This is a genomic window from Planktophila turicensis (SeqCode) (assembly GCF_965234405.1).
GTDB classification, from domain to species: Bacteria; Actinomycetota; Actinomycetes; order Nanopelagicales; family Nanopelagicaceae; genus Planktophila; species Planktophila turicensis.
Genome location: NZ_OZ248346.1, coordinates 154,463 through 180,543, shown reverse-complemented (window position 1 = coordinate 180,543; position 26,081 = coordinate 154,463). Strand labels below are relative to the sequence as shown.

General features: G+C 49.4%; 25 protein-coding genes and 1 tRNA gene. 8 read left to right on the top strand and 18 right to left on the bottom strand.

Features of this window, described 5'->3' with window-relative positions; all coding sequences use genetic code 11:
• Positions 1-26 precede the first annotated feature (26 nt).
• From xseA to AC8GFK_RS00875, 3 genes are read left to right on the top strand one after another with little or no spacing between them, the layout of a single operon-like run.
• Entirely contained in the window at positions 27-1,226 is a 1,200-nt protein-coding gene (gene xseA, locus AC8GFK_RS00885; protein WP_095673071.1) for an exodeoxyribonuclease VII large subunit, read from the top strand.
• A 23-nt stretch (positions 1,227-1,249) separates the two neighbouring features.
• Positions 1,250-1,492: an exodeoxyribonuclease VII small subunit gene (locus tag AC8GFK_RS00880; RefSeq protein WP_506625349.1), complete on the top strand. Its 243-nt coding sequence runs from the start codon at positions 1,250-1,252 to the stop codon at positions 1,490-1,492.
• On the top strand, positions 1,492-3,150 hold the full coding sequence (locus tag AC8GFK_RS00875) for a fumarate hydratase (RefSeq protein ID WP_506625348.1): 1,659 nt from the start codon (positions 1,492-1,494) through the stop codon (positions 3,148-3,150). The genes AC8GFK_RS00880 and AC8GFK_RS00875 overlap by 1 nt, the downstream gene beginning before the upstream one ends.
• A 3-nt stretch (positions 3,151-3,153) precedes the next feature.
• On the opposite strand, the gene AC8GFK_RS00870 is transcribed toward AC8GFK_RS00875, so the two are convergent.
• The 5 genes from AC8GFK_RS00870 to AC8GFK_RS00850 form a co-directional block, all read right to left on the bottom strand.
• Entirely contained in the window at positions 3,154-3,738 is a 585-nt protein-coding gene (locus AC8GFK_RS00870; protein WP_506625347.1) for an aggregation-promoting factor C-terminal-like domain-containing protein, read from the bottom strand.
• Between the two features lie 241 nt (positions 3,739-3,979).
• Positions 3,980-5,314: an RNA 5'-3' helicase PhoH2 gene (phoH2, locus tag AC8GFK_RS00865; RefSeq protein ID WP_506625346.1), complete on the bottom strand. Its 1,335-nt coding sequence runs from the start codon at positions 5,312-5,314 to the stop codon at positions 3,980-3,982.
• Between the two features lie 163 nt (positions 5,315-5,477).
• On the bottom strand, positions 5,478-5,804 hold the full coding sequence (locus AC8GFK_RS00860) for a DUF3817 domain-containing protein (RefSeq protein ID WP_506625345.1): 327 nt from the start codon (positions 5,802-5,804) through the stop codon (positions 5,478-5,480).
• 9 nt (positions 5,805-5,813) lie between these two features.
• Entirely contained in the window at positions 5,814-6,494 is a 681-nt protein-coding gene (locus AC8GFK_RS00855) for an SURF1 family cytochrome oxidase biogenesis protein (RefSeq protein WP_506625344.1), read from the bottom strand.
• Complete coding sequence (locus AC8GFK_RS00850) at positions 6,487-6,639, bottom strand: hypothetical protein (protein WP_190277013.1); 153 nt, start codon at positions 6,637-6,639, stop codon at positions 6,487-6,489. Before AC8GFK_RS00850 ends, AC8GFK_RS00855 begins: the two co-directional genes overlap by 8 nt.
• A 14-nt stretch (positions 6,640-6,653) precedes the next feature.
• Here AC8GFK_RS00850 and AC8GFK_RS00845 point away from each other — a divergent pair, with 14 nt between their 5' ends.
• Positions 6,654-7,049 carry a DUF4307 domain-containing protein gene (locus AC8GFK_RS00845; RefSeq protein ID WP_506625343.1) on the top strand — a complete coding sequence of 132 codons (396 nt, stop codon included), beginning with the start codon at positions 6,654-6,656 and terminating at the stop codon, positions 7,047-7,049.
• Between the two features lie 24 nt (positions 7,050-7,073).
• Positions 7,074-7,553, top strand: coding sequence for a transcription elongation factor GreA (gene greA, locus AC8GFK_RS00840; protein WP_095673063.1), 480 nt, complete (start codon positions 7,074-7,076; stop codon positions 7,551-7,553).
• A 7-nt stretch (positions 7,554-7,560) separates the two neighbouring features.
• Here greA and AC8GFK_RS00835 read toward each other — a convergent pair whose 3' ends face one another.
• Both AC8GFK_RS00835 and AC8GFK_RS00830 read right to left on the bottom strand, forming a co-directional pair.
• Entirely contained in the window at positions 7,561-8,352 is a 792-nt protein-coding gene (locus AC8GFK_RS00835) for an ABC transporter permease (RefSeq protein ID WP_506625342.1), read from the bottom strand.
• Positions 8,349-9,302, bottom strand: a complete 954-nt coding sequence (locus AC8GFK_RS00830; protein ID WP_506625341.1) for an ATP-binding cassette domain-containing protein — start codon at positions 9,300-9,302, stop codon at positions 8,349-8,351. The genes AC8GFK_RS00835 and AC8GFK_RS00830 overlap by 4 nt, the downstream gene beginning before the upstream one ends.
• A gap of 18 nt (positions 9,303-9,320) precedes the next feature.
• Between AC8GFK_RS00830 and AC8GFK_RS00825 the strand changes: the two genes are divergently transcribed.
• Complete coding sequence (locus AC8GFK_RS00825; protein WP_506625340.1) at positions 9,321-10,883, top strand: MDR family MFS transporter; 1,563 nt, start codon at positions 9,321-9,323, stop codon at positions 10,881-10,883.
• A gap of 21 nt (positions 10,884-10,904) precedes the next feature.
• Positions 10,905-12,116 (top strand): MFS transporter, encoded by a 1,212-nt coding sequence (locus tag AC8GFK_RS00820; protein WP_506625339.1) that lies wholly within the window; start codon positions 10,905-10,907, stop codon positions 12,114-12,116.
• Between the two features lie 4 nt (positions 12,117-12,120).
• Here AC8GFK_RS00820 and AC8GFK_RS00815 read toward each other — a convergent pair whose 3' ends face one another.
• From AC8GFK_RS00815 to mfd, 10 genes are all read right to left on the bottom strand, one after another.
• On the bottom strand, positions 12,121-12,852 hold the full coding sequence (locus AC8GFK_RS00815; protein WP_506625338.1) for a Bax inhibitor-1/YccA family protein: 732 nt from the start codon (positions 12,850-12,852) through the stop codon (positions 12,121-12,123).
• Positions 12,853-12,969: 117 nt separating this feature from the next.
• Positions 12,970-13,042: transfer RNA gene (locus AC8GFK_RS00810), tRNA-Leu, on the bottom strand.
• Positions 13,043-13,073: 31 nt separating this feature from the next.
• A complete protein-coding gene (locus tag AC8GFK_RS00805) occupies positions 13,074-13,769 on the bottom strand; it encodes a uracil-DNA glycosylase (RefSeq protein ID WP_506625337.1) in 696 nt (231 codons plus the stop codon).
• The gene (locus tag AC8GFK_RS00800; protein WP_506625336.1) at positions 13,762-14,670 is read right to left on the bottom strand and encodes a Ppx/GppA phosphatase family protein; all 909 of its coding nucleotides are present in this window, start codon (positions 14,668-14,670) and stop codon (positions 13,762-13,764) included. The genes AC8GFK_RS00805 and AC8GFK_RS00800 overlap by 8 nt, the downstream gene beginning before the upstream one ends.
• Before the next feature lie 4 nt (positions 14,671-14,674).
• Positions 14,675-15,175 carry a DUF501 domain-containing protein gene (locus AC8GFK_RS00795; protein WP_095673057.1) on the bottom strand — a complete coding sequence of 167 codons (501 nt, stop codon included), beginning with the start codon at positions 15,173-15,175 and terminating at the stop codon, positions 14,675-14,677.
• Complete coding sequence (locus AC8GFK_RS00790; RefSeq protein WP_506625335.1) at positions 15,172-15,612, bottom strand: FtsB family cell division protein; 441 nt, start codon at positions 15,610-15,612, stop codon at positions 15,172-15,174. Before AC8GFK_RS00790 ends, AC8GFK_RS00795 begins: the two co-directional genes overlap by 4 nt.
• Positions 15,613-15,620: 8 nt before the next feature.
• A complete protein-coding gene (eno, locus tag AC8GFK_RS00785; protein WP_506625334.1) occupies positions 15,621-16,901 on the bottom strand; it encodes a phosphopyruvate hydratase in 1,281 nt (426 codons plus the stop codon).
• A gap of 85 nt (positions 16,902-16,986) precedes the next feature.
• Positions 16,987-17,631 carry a nucleoside triphosphate pyrophosphohydrolase gene (locus tag AC8GFK_RS00780; protein WP_506625333.1) on the bottom strand — a complete coding sequence of 215 codons (645 nt, stop codon included), beginning with the start codon at positions 17,629-17,631 and terminating at the stop codon, positions 16,987-16,989.
• A 13-nt stretch (positions 17,632-17,644) separates the two neighbouring features.
• Entirely contained in the window at positions 17,645-18,250 is a 606-nt protein-coding gene (locus tag AC8GFK_RS00775) for a SurA N-terminal domain-containing protein (RefSeq protein ID WP_095673053.1), read from the bottom strand.
• Positions 18,247-21,732, bottom strand: coding sequence for a transcription-repair coupling factor (gene mfd, locus AC8GFK_RS00770; RefSeq protein ID WP_506625332.1), 3,486 nt, complete (start codon positions 21,730-21,732; stop codon positions 18,247-18,249). The genes AC8GFK_RS00775 and mfd overlap by 4 nt, the downstream gene beginning before the upstream one ends.
• A 106-nt stretch (positions 21,733-21,838) precedes the next feature.
• Here mfd and ppc point away from each other — a divergent pair, with 106 nt between their 5' ends.
• Entirely contained in the window at positions 21,839-24,556 is a 2,718-nt protein-coding gene (ppc, locus tag AC8GFK_RS00765) for a phosphoenolpyruvate carboxylase (protein WP_506625331.1), read from the top strand.
• Here the strand turns inward: ppc and AC8GFK_RS00760 are convergent.
• On the bottom strand, positions 24,519-26,078 hold the full coding sequence (locus tag AC8GFK_RS00760) for an amidohydrolase (RefSeq protein ID WP_506625330.1): 1,560 nt from the start codon (positions 26,076-26,078) through the stop codon (positions 24,519-24,521). The two genes, ppc and AC8GFK_RS00760, sit on opposite strands and share 38 nt — an antisense overlap.
• Positions 26,079-26,081: the final 3 nt, after the last annotated feature.

Genomic DNA, 26,081 nt, shown 5'->3' with positions numbered 1-26,081 from the left:
GTCGCGCAGTCTATTAGGCTCTCGCTATGTTCGAAACTTCAAGTGAATCCCCCGCGCCAGTGCGGGTGGTCTCTGAAGCCATCAAGGAGTACATCGATCGCTTGGGCCCTATCTGGATTGAGGGCGAGATATCTGAACTCAATGAACGCAGCGGCGGAATGGCCTTTATGCGCCTGCGCGATACCAGCGCCGATATGAGTATCTCGGTGATGTGTTACAAAACTGTTTTAGCAAGTGTTCAACCGCTGCCGGCAAATGCGCGCGTAGTTATCCATGCAAAGCCATCGTGGTTTACCAAAAATGGTTCGCTCACAATGTCTGCCAAAGAGATTCGCCAAGTGGGTGTGGGCGAATTACTTGCACGTCTTGAAGCTCTCAAAGAGAAGCTTGCATCTGAAGGTCTCTTCAACTCAGATCGAAAGATTGCACTGCCTCGCCTGCCGCGAACTGTTGGGCTGATCTGCGGTCGCAATACCGATGCCGAAAAAGATGTTGTTGAAAATGCACGACGTCGTTGGCCATCAGTGCAATTTGAAATCCGCGAGGTGGCAGTGCAAGGCGCAGCAGCTGTTGTTGAAGTATCTGCAGCGCTCTCTGAACTAGAAGCCAACCCCGAAGTTGATGTCATCATCATCACTCGTGGTGGTGGCTCATTTGAAGACTTGCTTCCCTTTAGCGATGAATCACTAGTGCGCCTTGCTGCATCGTGCACCACACCGATTGTCAGCGCTATTGGCCACGAAAAGGATTCACCGCTTCTGGACCTTGTCGCTGATTACCGAGCATCAACCCCAACCGATGCTGCAAAGCGCGTTGTTCCAGATATTGCACAAGAGATAAGTGATATCGAGAAGATCCGCGATCGCATGTATCGCCGCCTGGTTTCAACGATTGATTACGAACTCAATCAGATCGCACAGTTACGCAATCGCCCAGTGATGAAGGATCCAAGCGTTATGGTCACCACGCGCCGCGACGAAATTAAGGGCTGGCGCGACCGTTCTATCCGTAGCTTTGCCTCGCTTCTAGAAATCGAGAAGAAGGAACTAAAGGGCGTGCGTGACCACCTTCGCTCCCTTTCGCCACAATCAACGATGGATCGTGGCTATGCCGTTGTGCAGTTAGAAGATGGCTCGATTGTTCGCGATGCTTCCAAGGCAAAGGCGGGTACTCGTTTACGTATCCGTGTAGCAAAGGGCGAGACCAGCGCCACAGTGAATGAATAAAAAGTAGAGAGTAGATTGAGCACATGGCCACTAAAGATTCCCAGTCCAGCGAAATCAAGCCTTCATATGAAGAAGCACGCGATGAGCTCGCTGAAATTGTTGAATCACTTGAAGATGGCAGCGCGACCTTAGAAGAATCACTCAAGCTCTGGGAACGTGGCGAAGAGTTAGCAAAGATCTGCCAAGAGTGGCTCGATGGCGCAAAGAAGAAGTTAGACGCAGCAAAGAAGCCGGCTAAGGTTTCTGAGGCTGCTGAGGAAGAATAATGTCTCCAGATTTTACTTACTCAGATCTTCTGCCCATTGGAGCAGATACAACGAAGTACCGCCTTGTCTCTAAAGAAGGCGTTAGCGTTGTAAAGCTTGGCGATAAGGAATTTCTGCAAGTTGAACCATCTGCTCTCACGCTTCTGACTGAAACAGCAATTCACGATATTTCGCATTACCTGCGCTCAGAACACCTTGAACAGTTAGCAAAGATTTTGAAAGACCCAGAAGCATCAGCCAATGATCGCTTTGTGGCCCTTGATCTATTGAAGAATGCCAACATTGCAGCCGGTGGAATTCTGCCGATGTGCCAAGACACAGGTACTGCGCTGATTATGGGCAAGAAGGGTCAGTATGTGCTGACTACTTCCAAGGATGAAGTCGCACTTTCTCAAGGTGTTTACGATGCATATACAAAGCTCAACCTTCGTTATTCGCAGATGGCCCCAGTAACAACGTGGGAAGAGAAGAACACTGGCAATAACTTGCCTGCTCAGATCGAAATCTATGCAGATAGCGATCACCAAGATGAGTACAACTTTATGTTTATCGCCAAAGGCGGCGGCAGCGCCAACAAGTCATTCTTGTATCAAGAGACAAAGGCTGTTCTTAACCCAACTGCATTTATGAATTGGCTCGATGCAAAGCTACGTTCTATCGGAACAGCGGCATGTCCTCCGTATCACCTGGCAATTGTTATCGGCGGAACAAGTGCCGAGCACACAGTAAAGACAGCAAAGCTTGCAAGTACTCATTACCTAGATAACCTGCCTACAACAGGAGATGCTGCAACTGGCCACGGATTCCGTGATCTAGCGTTGGAAGAAGAAGTATTTAAGTTAACGCAGAAGCTTGGAATCGGCGCACAGTTCGGTGGCAAGTACTTCTGTCACGATGTTCGCGTCGTTCGCTTGCCGCGCCACGGTGCTTCGTTGCCGATTGCTATTGCAGTCTCATGTTCGGCTGACCGCCAAGCAAAGGCGAAGATCACCAAGGATGGAATCTTCCTTGAGCAGCTCGAGACCGAACCAGCGCACTTCTTGCCTGAGACCACCGACGAGCACCTCAACGACAACGTTGTTGCCATTGACCTCAACCAGCCAATGGATGCGGTCCGCGCCGAGCTCTCTAAGCACCCTGTAAAGACCCGTGTTTCACTGACCGGAACGATTGTGGTCGCTCGCGACATTGCCCACGCAAAGATCAAAGAGATGCTCGATGCTGGCAAGCCGCTTCCTGATTACATCAAGAATTACGCTGTTTATTACGCCGGTCCTGCCAAGACTCCAACAGGTTTTGCATCAGGTTCATTTGGACCGACAACTGCAGGCCGCATGGATTCATACGTTGATCAATTCCAGGCAGCTGGTGGTTCCTTTGTCATGTTGGCAAAGGGCAATCGCTCCAAGGCTGTAACAGATGCATGTGCAAAGCACGGCGGTTTCTATCTTGGATCTATCGGTGGACCTGCTGCGCGCCTTGCTCAAGATTGCATCAAGAAAGTTGAAGTTCTAGATTTTGAAGAGCTAGGGATGGAAGCGGTCTGGAAGATTGATGTTGTCGACTTCCCAGCATTTATTGTTGTTGACGATAAGGGCAACGATTTCTTTGCGGAAACTATGCGCCCGCTGACTATCGGAATAAAGCCAGAAAATTAAGTCTTAGTAGTAACGGCTACGTTTGAACTTTGACCATGCCTGGCATGGAGTCTCGTAGCGAATATCGATATAGCGAAGTCCCCAACGAATCTGCGTAACTGGGTTGGTGCGCCAATCGCTGGAGATGACCTCCATCTTGATTGCAGGAAGTGCCTGCGGAATTCCATGTGCACCGGAACGGCTGTTATGAGCCTTGTAATTCCAGTGGCTCTCTTTAGTCCAGAGACGATTGAGGCATGCGTACTCATCTTCGCCCCATTGGTACTCGGCATCCATGATTGATTTGGTGACCTTCTTGGCGCCCATCTCGTTGCGGGCCATTTCGACCTGCGCGCTGATATCGGCAACCAACGCCATCTCAGAGATCTGAGTTGTCAGCGAAAGGTCTGGAAGCTTTGCCACTGTCAGGTTCTTTGACTCTGAAAGGGTCATTCGAGTTGTCATTGGGAAATCAAGACCGTAGGCAGTTGTCTGGGCGGTGGCGATGAAGAGCATCGAGCCGACGATTGTCCAGAGAGCTGGCTTTGTTGCCCTGGCGATACGCAGGGTGGAGAGAGCGATGAAGAACTCGCGTAGATGTGCCTTCATAGATCTGCTCCTTCCTGTCTCTTGCCCCGCGGCTCATCGACCTCGAAATGAGGCTAAGGCCGTGGGGGAATGGGTAAAGGCTGGCAAGGGATGGGGTGAGTCGCAAATTTTGTCGTGCGTGAGTCGCAAATTCTCAGGAAAGGCCAACGCTGTGGATAGGTAAAAGCGCAGGTCAGTTAGGGCAAAGTCCTAAATGTCCGATTTGTTACTGTGACATTTAAAGAGGGCTATTTAAGGCGCTCTACGCCTGCGGCCCTTCAAGCATCTCAGTGACCAGCGCGGCGATCGGCGAGCGCTCTGACCGAGTCAGGGTCACGTGGGCGAAGAGCGGGTGGCCCTTGAGCGTTTCGACCACGGCGACGACGCCGTCATGGCGGCCAACTCGCAAGTTATCGCGCTGGGCGATGTCGTGGGTCATGACAACGCGCGATCCCTGGCCAATTCTGGAGAGGACAGTGAGCAGAACTCCGCGTTCGAGCGATTGGGCTTCATCGACAATCACAAATGAGTCGTGAAGAGAGCGGCCGCGGATATGGGTCAGCGGCAAAACTTCGATCAGCCCGCGGTCGATGACTTCATCGATGACAGCTTGGCTGACCAGCGCACCCAAAGTATCGAAGACTGCCTGAGCCCACGGCGACATTTTTTCGCCTTCGCTGCCGGGCAGGTATCCAAGCTCTTGTCCCCCGACGGGATAGAGCGGACGGAAGATGACTACCTTCTTATGGAGGCGCTTCTCCATCACAGCTTCTAGTCCGGCGCAGAGTGCGAGCGCTGACTTTCCAGTTCCGGCACGGCCTCCCATCGACACGATTCCAATGCTGTCATCGAGCAGAAGGTCGAGGGCGATTCGTTGTTCGGCAGATCGGCCGTGAAGTCCGAAAGCTTGGCGATCTCCACGGACCAACTGCAACTGCTTATCTGCAGTAACGCGGGCGAGCGCACTTCCCTTTTCAGAGTGAAGAACGATTCCGGTGTGAACCGGATACTGATGAGCAGATTCATGATCTGCGCGATCTGAGGCATAGAGCTCATCGATCACGTTATGGCCAACAGAGATCTCTTCGATGCCGGTCCATCCGCTATTGGAAACGAGTTCGGCGAGATATTCCTGTGCCTCAACTCCGACAGATGATGCTTTGACGCGAAGCGGAAGATCTTTGGTGACAAGGACAACGTGCTTTCCATCTGACATCAAGTTCTTTGAGATCGCCAGGATGCGCGAATCATTGGTTCCATCGCGCAAGAAACCATGAGGCAGTGTGCTCAAATCAGTGTGGTTGAGCTCTACAGAGAGGGTGCCACCTTCGGGAGTTACCGTGAGCGGTGCATCAAGGCGGCCATGTTCAATACGGAGATCATCGAGGGCGCGCAGAGCTGCTCGGGCGAAGTAGCCGAGTTCAGGATGATCGCGCTTTGTCTCGAGTTCGCCAATGACGGCGATCGGAATGATGACTTCATGCTCTTCAAATCGTTTTATCGCCCCGGGGTCTGCCAGAAGTACAGAGGTATCAAGGACATAGGTTTTGCGTGCGGGGTTGCTCTTCGCACTTGCTGCCGACTTTGAAGTAGCCAAGGCTTAACCATTCTCTTTAGTTTTAACTAGCCGCATCACTGATGCGGTGGGGAAGAGATGGAGATTGCTTCTGACTCGTAAAAGATAGAACGAGTGATTCGGACTTTTGGTGCGACACGCCATTAATCAGAAAGACGTCATCAAGAGTTAACTTAAGACCGAATTAGCTGTACTTCTTCACCATTCGGCGTTCAGCGATAAAGGAAGCCACCGGCAGAGTTCCGGCCAAGGTAAGCCCCAGGATTGAGAAGAGTGACATCTTCTTCTGCACGCCAATTTGAAGAGCGGTCAGGATGTAGACGATGTAGAGATAACCGTGGGCAATCGGAATTGCGATCAACCAGCCGTTGTTATCGAGGGCATCAAAGAGGTACTTCGCTGGCATGTATCCCAAGATAAGGAGCAAGAGATTTACTCCGCAGAGGATTGCCATCACTCGAAAGCGCAGCAGCGCTGAATTACCTGTCTTTGCCATGCCTGACTTTGCCATGAGTACAGCCTAATCCTTGCGACGGTAGAAAGGCGCCCAAAGAACCAGAAGCGCCATAAACCACCAGACAACTACGTAGGAAATATGTTGCCAGTAATAGCCGGGGACTCCCGAAGTAAGTTCCGGCGCTGAGATTCTTGCGCGTTCAACTTTCTGACCGTCGACAACTTCGTTGGTAGCAAGGATGAATCCGTCGTAGAGCTGTCCGGGGTATGAAGAGACAAGTATTGAACTATCGAGGCGAGATAGTTGGCTGGAAGTATTTGCTGCGCGGTCATCATTCTGTTTCGGCATCAGGGTGCCGGTCAAGGTGATCTGCTTAGCCATCACGATCTCTGGGTTGGTTAAACGATCGGCCCATAATCCGCGCACCACCAAAATTGCGTTTTCACCATTTTTTTCGAGAAGGGCAACTTCCCAGTCAGCGACATTTCCTGATCCATCTTTCTGATTAGGCGCCTTATAGGTTGCGATGTAATGGCCTTCGGTAGTTACTAGCTTTGCAATGCTTTCAGGCGGAATAGTTCCGGTGGGTGTTGCCTTCTGCGCCAGAGGATAAATAGTTGTATCGACCAAGACTTTCTTCTGATCATCCATCTCTTGAGCTCTCTGTAATTGCCAGATGCCAAGTCCGATAAAGATGGAGGCAAGTACAAGCACAGTAAAGGCTTGTAGGAGCTTTTTAGTCACTGTCCTCATTCTCCTGAAGAGGAGCGGGATTATCTTGGAAACGTTTAAATCGCTTGTAGAAATTTCGCAGCAAGAGAGTCATCGTGGTGAAGAGCACGATCATTGTGAGCGAACCAGCCACACCTACTTCTACATCTTTAGCCATGAGAAGATTCTCCCATGTCGCAGGATAAGAGCCAATTCGATTTCAATGATCGTTATGGAATCAAGCCTGCGCGCACCTGGGTTCGATATGCAGCTGTCACTGCAATTCTCGGTGCAGCGTGGCTTTTGTGGGCCGGACTTCATCATGCCCAACCTGCGCTACGAAGTGAGTTAATTTCATTCATTACCCAAGATCCTCGTAACCCTGAAATTCGATATTCGATTTATCGTGAAGATGCTTCGCAGAAAGTTATCTGCACTCTTGCTGCCCGCGACTTCGATATGAACGTAGTAGGGCAGATTGAAGACACCATCGAAGCTGGTGCCAAGGATGTTCAGCGTGTAATCAGCATCCCTACACGTGCAGATGCGGTCAATGTAGGCATCGAACGCTGCCGACTCATCCCTTAAAAGCGCGCGCTAGGATTGCCCACTATGAGTTCACAACAGACATGGCTTACCCAAGAAGCAGCTGATCGTTTAGCTGCTGAACTCGCGACCCTCGAAGGTGAAGGTCGCAAAGAGATCACTGCAAAGATTGAAGCAGCTCGTGCTGAAGGCGATCTCAAAGAGAACGGTGGCTATCACGCAGCGCGCGATGAGCAAGGAAAGATGGAAGCTCGTATCCGTCAACTCAAGCAGATGCTCGAGAACGCTCATATTGGAACACCACCTGCAAGCGCCGATGGAAAAGTTGGTGCCGGAATGGTTGTTACTGCAGTGATTGCAGGAGATGAGATGAAGTTCTTAATCGGCTCTCGCGAAATCGCATCAGGTGATCTCGATGTTTACTCTGAAAAATCTCCACTTGGTGCAGCAGTACTTGGCGCTGAAATCGGTGCAACTGTTTCATACACCGCACCTAACGGTCGCGAAATCAAGGTCGAGATTAAAGCAGCAGAGTTCTACGCTTAATCACTCTCTAGTCTGCGTAATTACGGTACTTGCGGACGCTGAGTGGAATAAATATCACCATAATCACGACCATGTAAATCAGTGAAGTGGTCAATGGGTGCTCACTTGGAAATGATCCAGCAGTAGCGCCAAATTGATTTTCAAGACCAAAGAGTTCGCGGCACGCCGCAACCATGGTTGATACCGGATTCCACTCTGCAAAGTACTGAAGTGCACGTGGCATACCTGTTGTAGGAGCAAATGCATTCGATAGGAATGTCAGTGGGAATGTCACGATAAAACTGACGTTCTGCACCACGCGCGCATCTTTTGCTGAAAGTCCTACAAGTACGCCCACCCAAGAGAGTGCGTAACCGAAGAAGAGTAAGAAGATAAATCCGAGAACAACATTTGATAAACCGCCTGTAGGGCGCCATCCAACGAGATAACCCGCAATACCCATCACTGCAAGAACGACGATGTTAAGAAGTGAGTCACCGAGTGTCCGTCCGATAACGAGCGCGGATTGAGAAATAGGCAGTGAACGGAATCGATCGATCAGCCCCTTCTTCATATCTTCAGCAAGGCCAGAAGCAGTTCCTGCCAATGTAAATGCGACGGTCTGCACAAAGATTCCTGGCATCAAGAGCTGTACATATCCCCCAGGTTGTCCTGTCTCAATTGATCCACCGAATACATAACGGAAGAGCAAGACGAACATGACCGGCTGAATGGTTGAAAAGATGAGAACTTCAGGAACTCGGGTGAGCAGAAGAAGCTGACGACGAGTGATGATGTAGATGTCATTTAACGCTCTCATGCGCTCTTCTCCTCAGCTACGTGGCCTGTCAATGAAAGGAATACATCATCTAGTGATGGGCGCTTTAATCCCACATCGAGTGCGTGGATTCCTGCTGTATCTAAAGATTTAAGTACTTCAAAGAGTGCAGCTGACCCTGTTGAAACTGGAGCTGAGATCAGACGTAGACCTTCATCGAGAGCTGGCTTCTGACCACTAACAGCAGCAACGATTTCCATCGTCTTTGCAACATGGGCCTGTTCTACAACTACTTCAAGACGTTCGCCACCAACCTGCTTCTTGAGTGCATCAGATGTACCGCGAGCAATTACTTTGCCTGTATCAATTACTGCAATTTCATCAGCTAACTGATCTGCTTCTTCCAGATATTGCGTCGTAAGTAGAAGTGTTACTCCGCCTTTAACAAGTTCCTGGATAACTCCCCACATCTCTTGGCGACCGCGAGGATCAAGGCCAGTTGTAGGTTCATCGAGGAAGAGAACTTTTGGCTTCACAATTAGTGATGCAGCAAGGTCGAGGCGACGTCGCATTCCACCTGAATAAGTCTTGATGGGGCGCTTTGCAGCTTCAGTTAATGAGAAGCGCTCGAGTAATTCATTTGCACGAATAACTGATTGTTTCTTGCCCAAGTGATACAGCTCGCCGAACATCACCAAGTTGTCATAACCGGTAAGAATTTCATCTACTGCTGCATATTGACCAGAGAGCCCAATTACCTCACGAACTTTTTCGGGATTTTTGATGACATCGATACCTGCAACGCTCGCTTTTCCTGAATCTGGGCGTAACAATGTCGACAAGATTCGGACCGTTGTTGTTTTTCCTGCACCATTGGGTCCAAGGACGCTGAGAACAGTTCCTTCTTCTACATCAAGGCTGAGGTCATCAAGTGCGCGCACTGTGCCTTTGTCATAGGTCTTTACGAGGTTTTCGGCGATAACTGATTTCACACAGTAAACTTACCTCCTATGACAAAAAACGCGCCAGCAAAAGAGCACTCACACCGCGAGATTATGATCATCCTCAGCGGTCTCATGACGGGAATGCTGCTTGCGGCGCTCGACCAAACAATTGTCTCAACCGCTCTTAAGAGCATCGTTGAAGATTTCAATGGTCTCGACCACTACACATGGGTCGTCACTGCATACCTACTTACTTCAACTGCATCAACGCCGTTGTACGGAAAGATTTCCGACCTTTACGGTCGACGCATCGTCTTCCAATTCGCAATCGTGACATTCCTTATCGGCTCAATTGCTGCAGGTGCTTCACAGAACATGGAACAGCTCATTGCCACCCGCGCCGTACAAGGACTTGGCGCAGGTGGCCTCATGGCACTTACCTTCGTCATCATCGGAGACATCGTTCCTCCGCGTGAACGTGGCCGGTACCAAGGTTACTTTGGTGCAGTCTGGGGACTTTCATCAGTTGCAGGCCCACTTCTAGGTGGCTTCTTCTCTGACCGTTCAACAATCCTTGGAATTACAGGATGGCGTTGGATCTTCTACATCAATATTCCTTTTGCAATTGCAGCTCTTGTTATTACCTCTGCAGTTCTCCACATTCCTAAGGTCAAGCGCGAACATAAGATTGATTATCTTGGCGCAATCCTTCTTGTTGCTGGCGTGACTCTTACACTCCTTGCGGTCTCTATCTACGGACCACAAGATGGATGGACCAACTCGAAGACAATTACTTACCTCGGCAGCGGACTTCTCATCACAGTTCTATTTATTAAGTGGGAATCAAAAGCCGTCGAACCAATCATTCCTTTGAATCTATTTAAGAACCACACCTTCTCTCTGACATCAATCCTAGGTGCAATCATTGGTGCCGGTATGTTCGGAGCAATCGTGATGCTTCCTTTGTATATGCAGGTTGTTAAGGGCTACTCAGCAACTGAAGCTGGATTGAAATTGATTCCACTGATGCTCGGAATTGTTTCCACTTCTATCTTTAGCGGTAAAGCAATCACAAAGCATGGCCATTACAAGCGCTACCCAATTATGGGAACAGCAATCATGACTCTTGGAATCCTTGCAATGGTTCGCCTCGATATCGATACTCCTTATTGGGAAATCTCTATCTACGCAATCATGGTGGGCGCAGGCCTTGGTCTTTCAATGCAGACCATCGTTATAGCGCTTCAGAACTCAGTTGATTTCAAGGATATGGGCGTAGCAACAAGCTCAAATACATTCTTTAGATCACTTGGCTCAGTCTTTGGAACCGCAGCATTTGGAACGATCCTCACCAATCAGCTTGGCCATTACCTCGCCAAGTCTGGCTTCTCACCTGAGCAAGTAGGACAGATTGAGAACAACACTGCTGCAATCGCTGCGCTTCCAGCAGATGGCAAGATTGCTGCGCTCAACGCTTTCGTTGATTCCTTCCATGTGGTCTTCATCGTGGCAGCACCAGTTGTAGCTATCGGCTTCTTCTTGGCTCTGCTCCTTCGCGAGACTCCGCTACGCACAAATGCTGACTATGCATCTGCTCGTAACGAAGCAGCTGGCGAGGCGCTCGGTTAAACCGAGCCCATTCCCACTTTCATGAAAAACAAATTCACCAACCCCTTTGCGGAATTCCCGCGGGAGGTTGGTGTTCTTGTCTTCGCTTCTTTCTTTGTTGCGGTCGGTTTCGGAATCATCTCTCCTACCTTGCCGCTCTTCGCTCGGTCATTCGGAGTGAGCAATGCGCAAGTGGGAGCAATTCTTGCAACCTTTGCATTTGCACGATTTGCAACAGGTTTGATCTCCGGAAAACTTGTCGATCACTTCGGTGAACGTCTCGTATATTCATTCGGAATCGGCTTTGTATCTCTCACTTCATTTGCCGCAGGCCTTGCACAGAACTACGAACAACTTCTTATCTTCCGCGCAGTAGGCGGCTTTGGCTCTTCTATGTTCTCTGTAGCAGCTGGATCTATCTTGCTTCGCGCAGTCGATGATGACCATCGAGCCCGGGCACAATCGCTTTACAACGGCTCATTCCTGATTGGAATGATGGCAGGACCAGTAGTTGGAGGAGCTCTCTCAGGGTTCTCACTACGAGCACCGCTGATTATTTATGGGTTCTTACTTATCGCTGCCAGTGCATCGGGCGCCGTATTACTTCGCAATTCAACTCTTGCTGCTAAACCAACTGCGCAACAAGAGCGCGAAACCATCACAATTAAATCTGCTCTTGCAATCAAGCCTTACCGCAGCGCGCTCATCATCTCTTTCTGCACCTCGTGGGTTCTATTCGGAATGAGCAGATCAATCCTGCCGCTCTTCATGGTGGAAGAGATAAAAGTGAGCCCGAGCTTTATGGGCCTTGGATTTACCATCACAACAATTATCAACGGCCTGCTTCTACTTAAAGCTGGAAAGCTCTCCGACATCAATGGACGTCGCTATTCAGCTGTTATTGGAACTTCATTCATCACGCTCTTTATCGTCGCAATCGCCTTCACAACTGAGCCATGGATGTTCATTGCAGCAAGTGTGATTGTTGGCTTTGGTGGTGCATTTATCTCGACAACTCCATCTGCCATCGTCGGAGATGTTCTTGAAGGTAAAGGCGGCCAAGTAATTGGCTTATTCCAGATGTCAGGTGATGCCGGTGCGATGGTAGCTCCCGTAATTCTCGGTGCCATCGCGGATGGTTATGGCTACAGACCTGCGTTCTTAGTCAGCGCGGTCTTAATGCTCTTTGCAGTGCTGGTATCAACAAAATTGCCCGAGACGCGGGCTTCGCATCTCGGGCAATCTAGCCGTTAAGTAATTAGTCCTCGTTACGGAGAATTGAGATCAATCTCAAGACTTCGAGGTAGAGCCACACAAGTGTGACCATAAGACCAAATGCCATACGCCATGACTCTTCTTGAGGAACGCGTGCAGCAACTGCCTTTTCAATCTGATCGAGATCCATCACGATAAACATTGTTGCAAGTCCTACTGCAGCTACTGCAATAAGGAATCCAAGTCCGCCTGTTGGGCGACCTGTGAACATTGTGATGAGAGCGAAGACAAAGTAACCGATGAGTGAGCCCATCATGATGCGTGTGAACTTTGGAGTTACACGAATCTTTCCGCTGCGGTAAGCAAGAAGTACTCCACCGAATGCACAAGCTGTACCGATGACTGCCTGGCTTACGATGCCGTTGTACTGCGCTTCATAGAGCGCGCTGATTGTTCCGAGCGCTAGACCTTGGCAAGCAGCGTATGCAATGACAAGAGCTGGGCGAACCTTCTTAGAAAATGAATTGACCATCGCGAGAACAAATCCACCGATGAAACCAATGAGTGCAAGGCCAGGGCTATTTGCACGCCATGCAAAGGTTCCGACTGCAACGAGGACTGCAAAGAGTCCGGCTGTCTTAATGACGACATCGTCGATAGACATTGGTGCAGATGTTGGGCGGCTCTCGAGCGTATTGAGATCTTGAACCTGAGTGGTGCTTTCTTTGATACGAGCGAAACCGCGGCCGGTAAGGACTGGGTTAGAACTGCGCATTAATTTCTCCTTATATATGTGCGAAGAAAGTCTCTCCGTACGCTTCCTAAAATACGGCAAAGCGGGGAAATTTCCACTTTCTAGCGAGCGTAGTGTTTTAGAAAAGGTTGTGAACTGTGCCCCCAGTCGGACTCGAACCGACACTGGAAGGATTTTAAGTCCTCTGTCTCTGCCATTGGACTATGGGGGCCAATAGAGGCGAAAGTCTACTAGGTGAAAAGTTAAAGAACTCCCGCGAACTTAGCTGCTTTTTTCAGTACTGAATCCAACATTGGTTTGGTGAGTTTGCCTGTAAATGTGTTCTGTTGGCTTGGGTGATAACTACCAACAATTAAATAGTTAACGCCTTCATGTGAATACTTGATTGTCGATCCATGGCCAAATTTTCCAGCGGGGACTTTATGACCTTGGGCTTTGAGAGATTTGATAAGTACCTGCCAACCAAAGCTTCCGAGCGCAACAAAGGAACGTACGGTGGGAGCAATCAGTTGTAACTCGTTTTCAAAGAATGGTGCGCATGCATCGCGCTCTTCGGTTGTGGGTTTGTTCTCTGGAGGCGCACAGCGAACTGCCATTGAAATGCGTGTTTCTCGCAACTCTTGTCCATCATCGCGAGAAGTTGATGTCGCAATCTTTGCAATACCGATTCTGTGAAGTGATCCGTAGAGCCAATCTCCTGATGAGTCACCAGTGAAGATTCGACCTGTGCGGTTTGCGCCGTGGGCACCAGGTGCTAAACCGACAATAAGCATCTTAGGTTTACTTGAGCCAAACCCTGGAACTGGCTTACCCCAGTACTTCTCGTTCTCATATGACTTACGTTTTGTTACTGCTACTTCTTCTCGCCACTCGACTAACCGTGGACATTGATGGCACTTAACAATCGCCTTATCGAGAAGTTCGATCGACTTATACAAGCGACCAAGCCATTCCATCGAGAATATCTGATTCAGATGCAACGAATTCGGTAGCGCCAGTGGCCAGCATGATGCGCGATAGAACTAGCGAACCTGCTCCAATTACATCAACGCGACCTGGGTGCATATAGCCAAGTGCTTCGCGGTCTTCGCGCTTCAATGAAAGAAACTTCTTTGAGATTGCATGAACCTTGTCGGCAGAGATGCGTGAAAGGTGGATGGCATAACGGTCATAGGCAGGTAGATCAAGGCCAGCTGCAGCAACAGTTGTGGCAGTACCTGCAACTGCGATCAGCGTCTTTGCTTGAGTGATAGGAACGACTTTGCCTGCCTGCTTAATAGCTTCATCAATATCTTCAATCGCTGCAGCGATTTGGCCAGGGTCAGCATCTCCACCAGTGAAGTGGCGTTCAGACATACGGACGCATCCGATATTCATACTCTTGGCAAATTCAACGTGGTCAGTACCGAAAACGAATTCAGTTGATCCGCCACCGATATCAATAACAAGGAATGGGCCGTCGGCTTTATCGAAATCCTTTGTTGCCCCTTGGAAAGAGAGGGCAGCTTCTACTTCTCCTGGAATTACTTCAGGTTCGATGCCAAGGCGTTCTTTTACGCCATTGATAAAGAGATCGCGGTTGGTTGCATCACGAGTAGCGCTGGTGGCGCAGAAACGAATCTTCTCTACTCCGCGCTTTGCAATCTCGAGCGCGTACTTATCAACGGCTACGAGAGTTCGAGCAATTGCATCAGGATGGAATTGGCCAGTCTTATCGACGCCTTGTCCTAGACGTACAACTTCCATTTCACGAACGATCTCGCGGAAGTTGGTGCCATCGACATCTGCAATCAGAAGGCGGATTGAGTTAGTGCCGCAATCAATGGCTGCTACTCGCATGTGCTTACTCGCATTGGAGGTGCTTCCACCATTCAGGAAGTTCAGCGAGAGCTTCATCGCCCAGTGGATTAACTCCAGGACCTGCAGAGAGTGAATGTGCAATGAGTGAGTGCAGACATTTCACGCGATTAGGCATTCCACCGGCAGAGATATTTTCTACTTCAGGAACTTCAATCTTGAGCGCTGATCGAGCTGCGATGTAATCATCATGAGCTGCGGCATATGCGCCAGCAAGTTCAGCATCTGTCTCAAGTCGCTTGGTCATCTCTTCCATCATCCCTGTTGTTTCCAGGGTGGAAATAGCTGCAGTTAAACGTGGGCATGTTGCGTAATAGAAGGTTGGAAATGGTTCACCATTAGATAGACGTGGTGGTGTTTCAACTACGGCAGGCTTTCCGCATGGGCAGCGATATGAGATCGCATGTACATCACGAGGAGTGCGGCCTAATTGGTTCTCAATAACTTTAAGGTCTTCTTCGGTGGCTTTGCGACTCTCAATACTCATGCTTTCCCTGCTTCAGTAATGGATGCAATCATGCGGGTGTACCAAGGTTGTCCTTCAGGAAGATTGGTTACAACATCTGTCTGTGCAGCTTCGTCGGAAGTAGTTCCGTCAGTGCCTGTGACGATGTACTGACGTTCACCTGGCATCACAAAGTGCAGACGTTCGCGAGCCTGAGATTTGATGTAATCAGGATCTTGCCAGAGTGTTAACTCTTTGCGAGCAGCAACGAGAGCGGCGTTATCGCTCTTGAGTTGAGATTGAAGAGCGCTGATCTGCGCGCGCTGAACAAAGTAACTCTTAATTGGTGGGGCGAGAAAGAGCGCCAACATAAAGAAGATTGCGGCAACTGCGAATGTACGCCCAGATCCCTGGTTACGGTTGAAGTTCAAGTTACGTGAACGGTAACTCTTCCTTCTTCCAGAGGATCTGCGCGCCATCGAAGAATTTATCCCTTAAATCGTGGGAACGCCTGGCGGCCTGCATATACAGCGCCGTCAGAGAGTTCTTCTTCAATACGAAGAAGCTGGTTGTACTTAGCTACGCGCTCTGTACGTGATGGTGCACCTGTCTTGATCTGACCGCAGTTAGTTGCAACAGCCAAGTCAGCAATTGTGGTGTCTTCTGTTTCACCTGAACGGTGAGACATCATGCTGCGGTAGTTAGCGCGGTGTGCAAGATCAACTGCATCAAGAGTCTCAGTCAAAGTACCAATCTGGTTTACCTTTACGAGAAGTGCGTTAGCTGTATCTGTTTCGATTCCCTTTGCAAGACGCACTGGGTTTGTTACGAAGAGGTCATCTCCAACAATCTGAATCTTTGAGCCAAGAGATGAAGTCATTGACTTCCAGCCTGCCCAATCTTCTTCGTTGAGTGGGTCTTCGATTGAGACGATTGGGTAAGCGCTCACGAGCTCTGCGTAGTACGCGATCATTTCATCAGATGTGCGAAGTGATCCTTCGAACTTGTACTTACCGTTATCGTGGAATTCTGTTGCAGCAACATCCATCGCAAGTGCGATCTCTGAACCTGGCTTGAAGCCTGCTGCTGTGATTGCTTCGATGATCAAATCAAGTGCTGCACGGTTGCTATCGAGGTTTGGAGCGAATCCACCCTCGTCGCCGACAGATGTAGCAAGTCCGCGCTTCTTAAGAACCGCCTTGAGTGCGTGGTAAATCTCAGCGCCCCAGCGAAGTGATTCGCGGAATGATTCTGCGCCAATTGGAGCGATCATAAATTCCTGGATATCAACGTTTGTATCAGCGTGTGCGCCACCGTTGAGAATGTTCATCATTGGAACTGGAAGAACGTGCGCATTTGGTCCACCTACGTAGCGGAACAATGAGAGATCAGATGAATCAGCTGATGCCTTAGCAACAGCAAGTGAGACACCAAGAATTGAGTTTGCACCAAGACGTGACTTATTTGGAGTGCCATCGAGTGCGATCATCTCTGAATCGATAAGGCGCTGATCTTGTGAGTCATAACCTTCGATAGCTGGAGCAATCTCATCATTAACGAAAGCAATCGCCTTCTGAACACCCTTGCCGAGGTAACGAGCCTTATCGCCATCGCGAAGTTCTGAAGCTTCGAAAGCTCCAGTGGAAGCACCGCTTGGAACGGCAGCGCGTGCCTGTGTTCCGTCTTCGAGCTGAACTTCTACTTCAACAGTTGGATTTCCGCGCGAATCAAGAATTTCACGAGCGTAGATTGCATCGATAATTGCCATGAGGTGTCTCCCAAGAATGTGTGGATTTAAGCATTTTAAGATCAGCGCTCAACTCTGAACGGCAGGAGGCAATACTACCGCGAAGCTAAGCCTGCTTTTCTGACGCTTGAATCTGGCGGATCATCTCGCGGGCCTGCGCACGCAAGGCGTTTTCAGGGTCAATATCGTTTTCATGGGCCCACGCAATTACTGATGCAAGTGCCTCGCCCACAGACTTTTCTGTCGCTTTTTCAGTGGAGTAAGAATTCAGATCCAGATCAACGTTGTACTTCTCAGCGCGATAGAGAATCTTCGCAACGAGTGGCAGTGCAGGTTGTGACATCGCAATCCCATCAATTGCTGATGTTCGCCCCTTTTCACGAGCTTTGATTGCTTCCCAGTTCTCAATGATTTCATCTGTGCCACTGACCTCAAGATTTTCAAAGACGTGTGGGTGGCGGCTAATTAACTTATCTGCGATTGCGCCGGCAACATCTTCGATTGAGAATGGGTCAGTTGGATGGTCTTGCGCAATACGTGAATGGAAATAGACCTGCAAGAGAACATCGCCAAGCTCTTCACGCATTCCTGCGCGATCATCGGTTTCGATGGCATCGATAAATTCGTAGGACTCTTCAAGTAAATACTTGATCAACGATTCGTGAGTTTGCTCTGCATCCCACGGGCAGCCCCCGGGTGAACGGAGACGATCCATGACTTCAACGAGGCGTTGAAGTTGTGAATCAGCCATGAAAGTTCTTTAGTTACTTGCCAGAATTAGTGACAGCTAATCCAGCTGAATCCGTTGCAACGATATCTCCAGTTGTTGGATCCCATGTTCCGTAGCGTGGATTTACTTCAACCTTCAACTGCGCAGCTTTCGCATTAACAAGTTGTGAAATTCGTGCTGAAACTTCTTCTTGCGCAACACCAGATGCAATGAGTGCATCTTGGATCTTATTTGAAGTCACGATTGCGCGGATATAACGATCAAAGTTCTTTGGTGCGATTTCAGCAGCGACAAGGTTCTGAGCAAGTGCTTCTTGGCCACCGCTTTGAGTAATGAGTTCAGACTCAGCTTGTGTGAGTTCAGTTGATGTAATGCTGAGCTTAAGTTCCTTAGCAATCTCATCAAAGAGAGTTGTGACGATAGTAAAACGAAGTTGGCTGCGGTTGAGTGCAGATCCTGACTGAAGCTGCATCTGTGAAGTATCAACTTTTGCGCGCTCAGCGAGGACTTCATCAACGATTGCCTGAGCAGAAGCTTGCGAGATTGTGATGTCGCCAAGAGTTGCTGCGCTATCTACTTTGCCGCATCCAGAAAGACCCAATACCGATACGACGGCCAAGAGTGCTAGAAACTTCTTCACTTAGTGCTCGCTTTCGTTAATTCATCGAGGGACTTTGACGCCCACTCCAGAAGAGAAGTATCCCCTATCAAGGCCGAACCTTGTGCAGTTGGGGTCCATGCTGCTGCGCGAGGAATTGTGATCATCACAGTATTTGTCGCCGATTTATAGAGCGAACCTGGGAATAGTCGGTTCAGGCGCAGCTGTTTTGATTCCGGCAGAACTAGGGGCGAGATTCGGAGGAACTTTCCAGCCGCAACTACTTCTGTGATCCCAAGTGATTTCGCAAATGCACGAAGCTGCGCGACCTGCAAAAGTGAATGCGCCTCTTCAGGGAGTTCGCCGAAGCGATCAACCAACTCTTCGCGAATTGATTCCACATCTTCATTATTGCGAACGTCCGCTAAACGGCGGTAGAGATCGAGACGAAGTCGCTCACCTGGAACATAGATTTCAGAAAGGTGTGCGTTAACTGGAAGTTCGACTTTGCATTCGTGGTTCTTCTCTTCAGTTTCGATGATGCCTGTCTTGTAATCGTTAACAGCTTCGCCCACCATGCGCATGTATAGATCAAAGCCAACATCGGCGATATGACCTGACTGTTCGCCACCTAGCAAGTTTCCGGCGCCGCGAATTTCAAGGTCTTTGAGTGCAACGCGCATTCCAGAACCTAAATCCGTGTTGGTGGCAATTGTCTTCAGGCGATCGAGCGCAATCTCTGTGAGAGGTTGATCCTGCGGATAAAGGAAGTATGCATACGCACGTTCGCGCCCGCGACCGACTCGACCACGTAATTGGTGAAGCTGCGAAAGGCCGAAGTTATCTGCGCGTTCGACAATCAAAGTATTGGCGTTAGCAATATCAAGACCGCTTTCCACAATGGTGGTGCAGACAAGAACGTCGAAGTCGCGATTCCAGAATGCCAAAATGACATCTTCTAACTGGCCTTCAGACATCTGACCGTGAGCAATTCGAATGCGCGCTTCTGGAACGAGTTCTTGAATCTTTGAAGCTGCGCGATCAATGGATTCGACGCGGTTATGGATATAGAAGATCTGACCATCGCGAAGTAGTTCGCGGTGGATGGCAGCCTTAATTTGCGCATCTTCAGCAGGTCCTACATAGGTAAGAATGGGATGGCGCTCTTCTGGTGGCGTTGTAATCGTGGACATCTCGCGAATACCGGTAACAGCCATTTCAAGTGTGCGCGGAATAGGCGTTGCAGACATCGCTAAGACATCGACTGTCGTGCGCATCTTCTTGAGCGATTCCTTCTGTTCAACGCCAAAGCGCTGTTCTTCATCGACGATAACAAGGCCAAGATCTTTAAATTGCACATCCTGCGAAAGAATTCGGTGGGTACCAACTACAACGTCGACAGCCCCCGATGTGAGTTGAGCAAGGATCTCTTTGCTCTCTTTTGCGGTGTTAAAACGCGAGAGACCTGCGACTTTGATGGGAAAACCTGCATAGCGTTCTGCAAATGTCTTTGAATGTTGTTGGACCAGCAGAGTTGTAGGAACAAGAACGGCGACTTGCTTGCCATCTTGCACCGCTTTAAAAGCGGCACGAATTGCAATCTCAGTCTTTCCATAACCCACATCGCCACAGATGATGCGATCCATTGGGTATGGACGTTCCATATCGCGCTTTACATCTTCGATAGTCGATAACTGATCAGGGGTTTCGATGTAAGAAAAGGCATCTTCGAGTTCACGCTGCCACGGCGTATCAGGTGAAAAAGCAAAGCCTGGAGCACTTGTGCGCGCTGCATAAAGTCGAATGAGTTCGCCGGCAATCTGACGAACCGCTTTACGTGCACGACCCTTTGCCTTCTGCCATTCACCGCTACCGATGCGGTGCACCGTAGGTGTTTCGCCACCAACGTATTTACTTACCTGTTCCAAAGTATCTGTGGGAACAAAGATGCGATCGCTAGGTTGGCCGCGCTTAGCTGGTGCATATTCAATTACTAGATATTCGCGGGTAACTCCCCCGACAGTTCGTTGAATAAGTTCGACATAACGTCCGATTCCATGCTGTTCGTGAACAACAAAGTCACCTGCGCGAAGTTCGAGTGGATCAATAGCTTGCTTGCGCTTTGATGGCATGCGCGCACCATCTTTACTGCTGGTCTTACTGCCCGACAAATCGCGTTCGGTAACAAAGAGAATTTCGGCGTGATCACTCTTAAATCCATAACCTAAAGAGGATTGAGTAACGTGAATTGAGCCTTTAGTAGGTTGGGCGCTTAAGTTCTGGACCATCTGCACAGGCAGATCTGCATCGCGGAAGATTCCTGCATAACGCTCTGCCATTCCATGACCAGTGGTTGAGAAGATGACTGATTGGTGAGCCTCTAAACCAGTGCGCAGTAGCTCGCAGAGCGCTTCCACATTTCCGCGCATCGGATCGATAGCTGAGATATCAAGGAAGCGTGCATCGTCATCGAGGTCGCTTCCAAATGCATTGAGTGCGCGCACGGGCAAAGCCAGGCGAGCAATCTCTTCTTGTAGCTCTTTCCAATCAAAGTACGTGATGTTCTTTACTGGAAGCGGCGCCGATCCTCCGATTGCGGCATTGGACCAAGAGGCTTCTAGAAACTCTTGGTTGGTTTCAATCAAATCAGCGGTGCGAGAGCGAATCCGTTCGTCGTCAATGAAAACAACTTGAGTGCCCTTGGGCATACGTTCAAGAATTGTTTCAAAGTCATCTGTGAGCAATGGAATGAGAGATTCCATGCCATCAACGATTGTTCCTTGCGCTAACTTGTCGAGAATTTCCAGAGCGCTTGGGTATTGGCTCTTTATCTTCTCTGCTCGCTCGCGGATGCTGTCGGTGAGTAAGAATTCACGGCACGGCAAGATTGCTAACTTTCCAACAACAGCTTCGCTGGTGCGCTGATCTGCAACTTCGAAGTAGCGCATCTCTTCAATTTCATCACCGAAGAAATCAATGCGTACTGGATGCATCGCAAGTGGCAAGAAGACATCGACGATGCCACCACGAACCGCAAACTCTCCACGCTTTTCGACAAGGTCAGTGCGAGAAAAAGCTAACTCCGTTAAATGCTTAATGAGTTCAGTAAGGCCAATCTCTTGACCAATTTCGAGTGTCCATAACGGGTTCTTTGCGAGAGTTGCAATGAAGCGATGAATAACTGCGCGCACTGGTGCAACAACAATTGGATTACTTGGATTTTCGGTCAGTGAATATAAAGTCGAAAGTCTGCGAGCCACGGTGTCACTGCGTGGACTCAAGCGCTCGTGCGGAAGGGTCTCCCAGGCAGGAAATTCAAAGACAGTGGGATGAAGGCTCTTGAGATATTCAGAGAGATCTTCACTGCCGCGGCTGGAACTGGTGACAATCAGAAGTGGCTTCTCTTGTGCAGCCAGAGCGATCAAAAATGGATAGCTAGATGCAGGCGCAATGATCTTGGCTGAATCATTGAGCGCAGAAGAGACTTCAGTATCACTATGTAATACCGAGAGAATTCCTCTCATCGCGCACCCCTATTCATCCAACAAACGGCTTAAAGCCCCACTTCAAAAAGAAGGGGGGCGAACAATTACAGTCTATCGGCACCCGTCTATCTGTGATAATTCTCGGGTGACGGAGAGCCCACAAACCAAGAACCTCGTTGCATCTGATGATGCGACGTTGCGCAGCGATGTGCGCAGACTTGGTGACCTCCTGGGACAGTCTCTTGTTCGACAAGAAGGACAAGATCTCCTTGATCTCGTTGAAAGTGTTCGCAAGGGAGTCCGCGAAGGTGGCGGAATCGAAATTCTAGAAAAGCTGTCGGTCGATGAATCAGTTCAGCTGGTACGTGCTTTTAGTACTTACTTCCACTTGGCAAATGTCGCAGAACAAGTTCACCGTTCACGCGTTCTTGCAGAAGTTCGTGCACAAGGTGGTTCTTGGATTACTCGAGCCATCGACAAGATTGAAGATGCGATTAAGAATCCTGTTTCTGGTCACGAAATTTCTCATGCTGATCTTGAAAAGTGGATTAACGATCTCGATATTCGTCCAGTCTTTACAGCGCACCCAACAGAGGCAGCGCGCCGTTCCATCTTGAGCAAGCTCGGTGAAATTGCATCGCTTCTCGATACTCCAAAGACTGTGACACAAGAAGAGCGTCTGGCAGAGACTGTTGATCTTCTGTGGCAGACCGATGAACTTCGCCTTGATCGTCCTGAACCGCTCGATGAAGCGATGAACGCTCTCTATTACCTCGATGACCTTGCAACAAATACTGTTCCAGAAGTTCTCAATGACTTTGCTCGCGAACTCAAGCGCCTTGATATTGATTTACCTGTTACTGCTCGCCCACTGACATTCGGTACCTGGATCGGCGGAGACCGCGACGGTAATCCAAATATCACTCCTCAAATCACGGAAGAAGCAGTTGTTCTTCAAGCGGGCCATGCCATTCGTACAACAATCGCAGCAATGAACCGCCTGCGCCAGATGCTTTCGGTATCTACTCGTATTGCAGGTGCAACCCCTGAACTCAGCGCATCTGTTGAAGAAGACCTCAAGAACATCCCTGAATTCGAAGAGCGCTTCTTGCGTCTTAATGTGCAAGAGCCATACCGACTTAAGGCAACTGCCATCGTGCACCGTCTCGCATTTACCCGTAATCGCCACAGCGTCAATGGGCCACACGTTCCAGGACGCGATTACAAGAACACAGCAGAACTCCTTGCAGACCTTACTTTGATGCGCGATTCACTCTTTGCTCACCGTGGTGAACTCCTTGCAACGGGCTTACTCGAGCGCACCATCCGCACCGTTGCTGCCTTTGGTCTGACACATGCAACTCTTGATATTCGCGAACATTCAGATGCTCACCACAACGCAATCAAGCAGATGATCTCTGGCGACTACATCGATCTATCTCATGAAGATAAATTCCCAGTTCTTGTTAAGCAACTCGCTTCGTCTGAAAAGCTCGATGCCTCAAAGCTAGATGCAGCAGGAGCTAAGACACTTGGCACTTTTATTGCAATCGATGATTTGATTGAACGATTCGGGCCTGAAGTTATCGAGACATACATCGTCTCTATGACAAAGGGCGCTGACGACCTCATTGCAGCAACCGTTCTTGGTAAGCAAGCAGGTCTTGTCGATATCGATAAGAAGGTTGCCAAGATTGGCTTTGCCCCACTTCTTGAAACTGTTGCCGAACTTCGCGCTGCAGGTGAAATTCTTGAAAAACTTCTTGCTGATCCTACTTATCGCAAGCTCGTTGAACTTCGCGATAACGTACAAGAGGTAATGCTCGGGTATTCAGATTCCAATAAAGATGCAGGTATCGCAACATCACAGTGGGAAATCCATCGCGCACAGCGCAAGCTTCGCGACGTTGCCATCAAATATGGCGTCAAACTTCGTTTATTCCACGGTCGTGGTGGTTCTGTCGGTCGCGGTGGCGGACCTACCTATGAAGCACTTGTTGCTCTGCCATGGGGTTCTGTCGACGGCCAGATCAAGATGACTGAACAAGGTGAAGTTATCTCCGATAAGTACGCGCTTCCTGCCCTTGCTCGCGAGAACGTTGAACTCACTTTGGCCGCTTCTCTTGAAGCAACGGTCCTTAACCGTGGGCCACGTCAAAGCCCAGAAGATTTAGCTAAGTGGAATGAGTGCATGAACCTTGTCAGCGACAACTCATTTACTCGTTATCGTTCTTTAATCGACCATCCTGATCTACCTGCATATTTCTATGCTTCAACTCCGGTAGAACAACTAGGAAATCTCTTCCTCGGTTCTCGTCCATCACGACGTCCTGATGCAGCAGGTGGTCTTGATTCACTCCGCGCGATTCCATGGGTATTTGGTTGGACCCAATCACGTCAGATTGTTCCCGGTTGGTTCGGTGTGGGTTCTGGGCTCAAGGCAGCTCGTGAAGCAGGAAAGACAGATGTACTTAAGAAGATGCTCGCAGAGTGGCACTTCTTCTCAACCTTTATTAGCAATGTCGAGATGACACTTGCAAAGACAGATTTAACAACTGCTCAGCGTTATGTCGACACCTTGGTGCCGGCTGAGCTTCGCCACTTCCTCGAAACAATCAAGGAAGAGTTTGAATTAACAGTTGCTGAAATTCTTACGCTAACCGGAAAGAGTTCACTTCTTGGTGATCAAGCAGTGTTGGCTCGTACTTTGCAGGTGCGCGATACCTACCTTGCTCCATTGCAGTTGCTGCAGGTAAATCTCTTGCACCGTGTGCGCACAGAAGGTGAAGCAGATCCAACGCTTATCCGCGCCTTGCTCTTAACAATTAACGGTGTGGCTGCGGGACTACGTAACACTGGCTGATATCAGTCTTCATTGGGTTCTGATTCAGAATTACAAAATCAGCATCTGCACCAACTGCAATTACTCCCTTGTTCCAGAAGTTTGAATACGCAGCATCTTCTGTGTAATGAACCAACGAATCTTCAATAGAAATAGCTTCCTGTGGGCTCCAAGCTTTATCGCTTCCTGGCGCTGTTCTGTGCGTAGGAACGGCAAGTGCTTCCAGCGGTACGTGGCTCGTTACCGGCCAATCGCTTCCGTAGGCGATGCGTGCTCCGCTCTTCTGTAGTGAATTCAATTGATACTGCTGATTATTGCGATCTGCCCCGATGCGTGGCTCGATGAGCTGTGCATTCATTGGATCAAGATATGTCCAGAGCGGTTGGATATTGGCAATCACACCAAGCTTTGCAAAACGTGGCAGATCATCTGGGTGAATCAGTTGTGCATGGGCAATGACTGGTCTGCGATCCCACCGTGGATTAACTCTTTGCATCGCCTCGATCGCATCAAGTGCTTGCCGAATTGCTGCATCGCCTATGGCATGGGCATGAATCTGAAAGCCTGCTGCATCAAAGTGAACCATTGCATCCAGTAGTTCATCATCGTTCCAGATCATTAATCCACGTGATTGTGGATCATCGAGATAAGGATCAAGAAGTGCGGCAGTGCCCGCTGATAACGCACCATCACAGATGAACTTCACCGTCTTTGCATGAAGTTTGGAACCTTCACCGAGTGATTCAATCTCTTTGCGGAAGTGTAAGAAGTCATCACTGCGCGAACGCCAGGATTCTGGTTGGGCCAGGAAGAAGAGGTTTGTATCGATTGTTAAAGCGCCGCTACGAGATGCGGCGATATATGCCTCAGGCATACCTGGTTCAACCCAAGCATCTGTAGTACTTGTGACACCTGCTGCTCGGTATTGTTCACAAGCCCAGGCGATTGCTGCGACGTCATCTTCGATAGTTCGCACTGGTGTGTTGGAAAGGATTAAATCAATCGCAGAAGGTTCGCGCAGCGTTCCTTTAGGTGATCCATCTGCATACCGTGCAATAGAGCCACCATCGGGATCTTGTGTAGCGTCAGTAATGCCTGAAAGTTCGAGCGCCTTGGAATTTACCCAGACTGTGTGATGATCAACTGCATGCAAAACAACGGGAATATCGCTGACTGCCTTATCTAGCCAAGCAGCTTCAAAATCTCCGCCCGCAACAACAGATGCTTCGTATGCACCGCCAATGATCCAGCTTTTATAGGGATGTGCGGCTGCATATCGTGCGACTTCTGCGACCATCTCATCAACGCTTTGCAGGCCATTAAGCAATGGCCCTTGGCTTTCGCGTCCAGCAAAGAGCGGATGTGCATGTGCATCGATAAATCCTGGAGCGAGGAACTTTCCTTCGAGATCAATTTTCTCGTCGTACTGTGCAGATAAAGCATCGCTACCAAGAGCGATGATCTTGTGGTTCTCAACAAGAACAGCTTCGGTATACCGCCCTCTTGAGCACCAAATCTCACCGTTGGCGTAGAGAGTCTTCATGCG

Excerpts from the sequence above, each read along its gene's own strand:
- xseA (WP_095673071.1), top strand. The coding sequence starts at position 27 with ATGTTCGAAACTTCAAGTGAATCCCCCGCGCCAGTGCGGGTGGTCTCT.
- AC8GFK_RS00880 (WP_506625349.1), top strand. The coding sequence starts at position 1,250 with ATGGCCACTAAAGATTCCCAGTCCAGCGAAATCAAGCCTTCATATGAA.
- AC8GFK_RS00875 (WP_506625348.1), top strand. The coding sequence starts at position 1,492 with ATGTCTCCAGATTTTACTTACTCAGATCTTCTGCCCATTGGAGCAGAT.
- AC8GFK_RS00870 (WP_506625347.1), bottom strand. The coding sequence starts at position 3,738 with ATGAAGGCACATCTACGCGAGTTCTTCATCGCTCTCTCCACCCTGCGT.
- AC8GFK_RS00860 (WP_506625345.1), bottom strand. The coding sequence starts at position 5,804 with ATGGCAAAGTCAGGCATGGCAAAGACAGGTAATTCAGCGCTGCTGCGC.
- AC8GFK_RS00850 (WP_190277013.1), bottom strand. The coding sequence starts at position 6,639 with ATGGCTAAAGATGTAGAAGTAGGTGTGGCTGGTTCGCTCACAATGATC.
- AC8GFK_RS00845 (WP_506625343.1), top strand. The coding sequence starts at position 6,654 with ATGTCGCAGGATAAGAGCCAATTCGATTTCAATGATCGTTATGGAATC.
- greA (WP_095673063.1), top strand. The coding sequence starts at position 7,074 with ATGAGTTCACAACAGACATGGCTTACCCAAGAAGCAGCTGATCGTTTA.
- AC8GFK_RS00835 (WP_506625342.1), bottom strand. The coding sequence starts at position 8,352 with ATGAGAGCGTTAAATGACATCTACATCATCACTCGTCGTCAGCTTCTT.
- AC8GFK_RS00825 (WP_506625340.1), top strand. The coding sequence starts at position 9,321 with ATGACAAAAAACGCGCCAGCAAAAGAGCACTCACACCGCGAGATTATG.
- AC8GFK_RS00820 (WP_506625339.1), top strand. The coding sequence starts at position 10,905 with ATGAAAAACAAATTCACCAACCCCTTTGCGGAATTCCCGCGGGAGGTT.
- AC8GFK_RS00815 (WP_506625338.1), bottom strand. The coding sequence starts at position 12,852 with ATGCGCAGTTCTAACCCAGTCCTTACCGGCCGCGGTTTCGCTCGTATC.
- AC8GFK_RS00800 (WP_506625336.1), bottom strand. The coding sequence starts at position 14,670 with ATGCGAGTAGCAGCCATTGATTGCGGCACTAACTCAATCCGCCTTCTG.
- AC8GFK_RS00795 (WP_095673057.1), bottom strand. The coding sequence starts at position 15,175 with ATGAGTATTGAGAGTCGCAAAGCCACCGAAGAAGACCTTAAAGTTATT.
- AC8GFK_RS00790 (WP_506625335.1), bottom strand. The coding sequence starts at position 15,612 with ATGGCGCGCAGATCCTCTGGAAGAAGGAAGAGTTACCGTTCACGTAAC.
- eno (WP_506625334.1), bottom strand. The coding sequence starts at position 16,901 with ATGGCAATTATCGATGCAATCTACGCTCGTGAAATTCTTGATTCGCGC.
- AC8GFK_RS00780 (WP_506625333.1), bottom strand. The coding sequence starts at position 17,631 with ATGGCTGATTCACAACTTCAACGCCTCGTTGAAGTCATGGATCGTCTC.
- mfd (WP_506625332.1), bottom strand. The coding sequence starts at position 21,732 with ATGAGAGGAATTCTCTCGGTATTACATAGTGATACTGAAGTCTCTTCT.
- AC8GFK_RS00760 (WP_506625330.1), bottom strand. The coding sequence starts at position 26,078 with ATGAAGACTCTCTACGCCAACGGTGAGATTTGGTGCTCAAGAGGGCGG.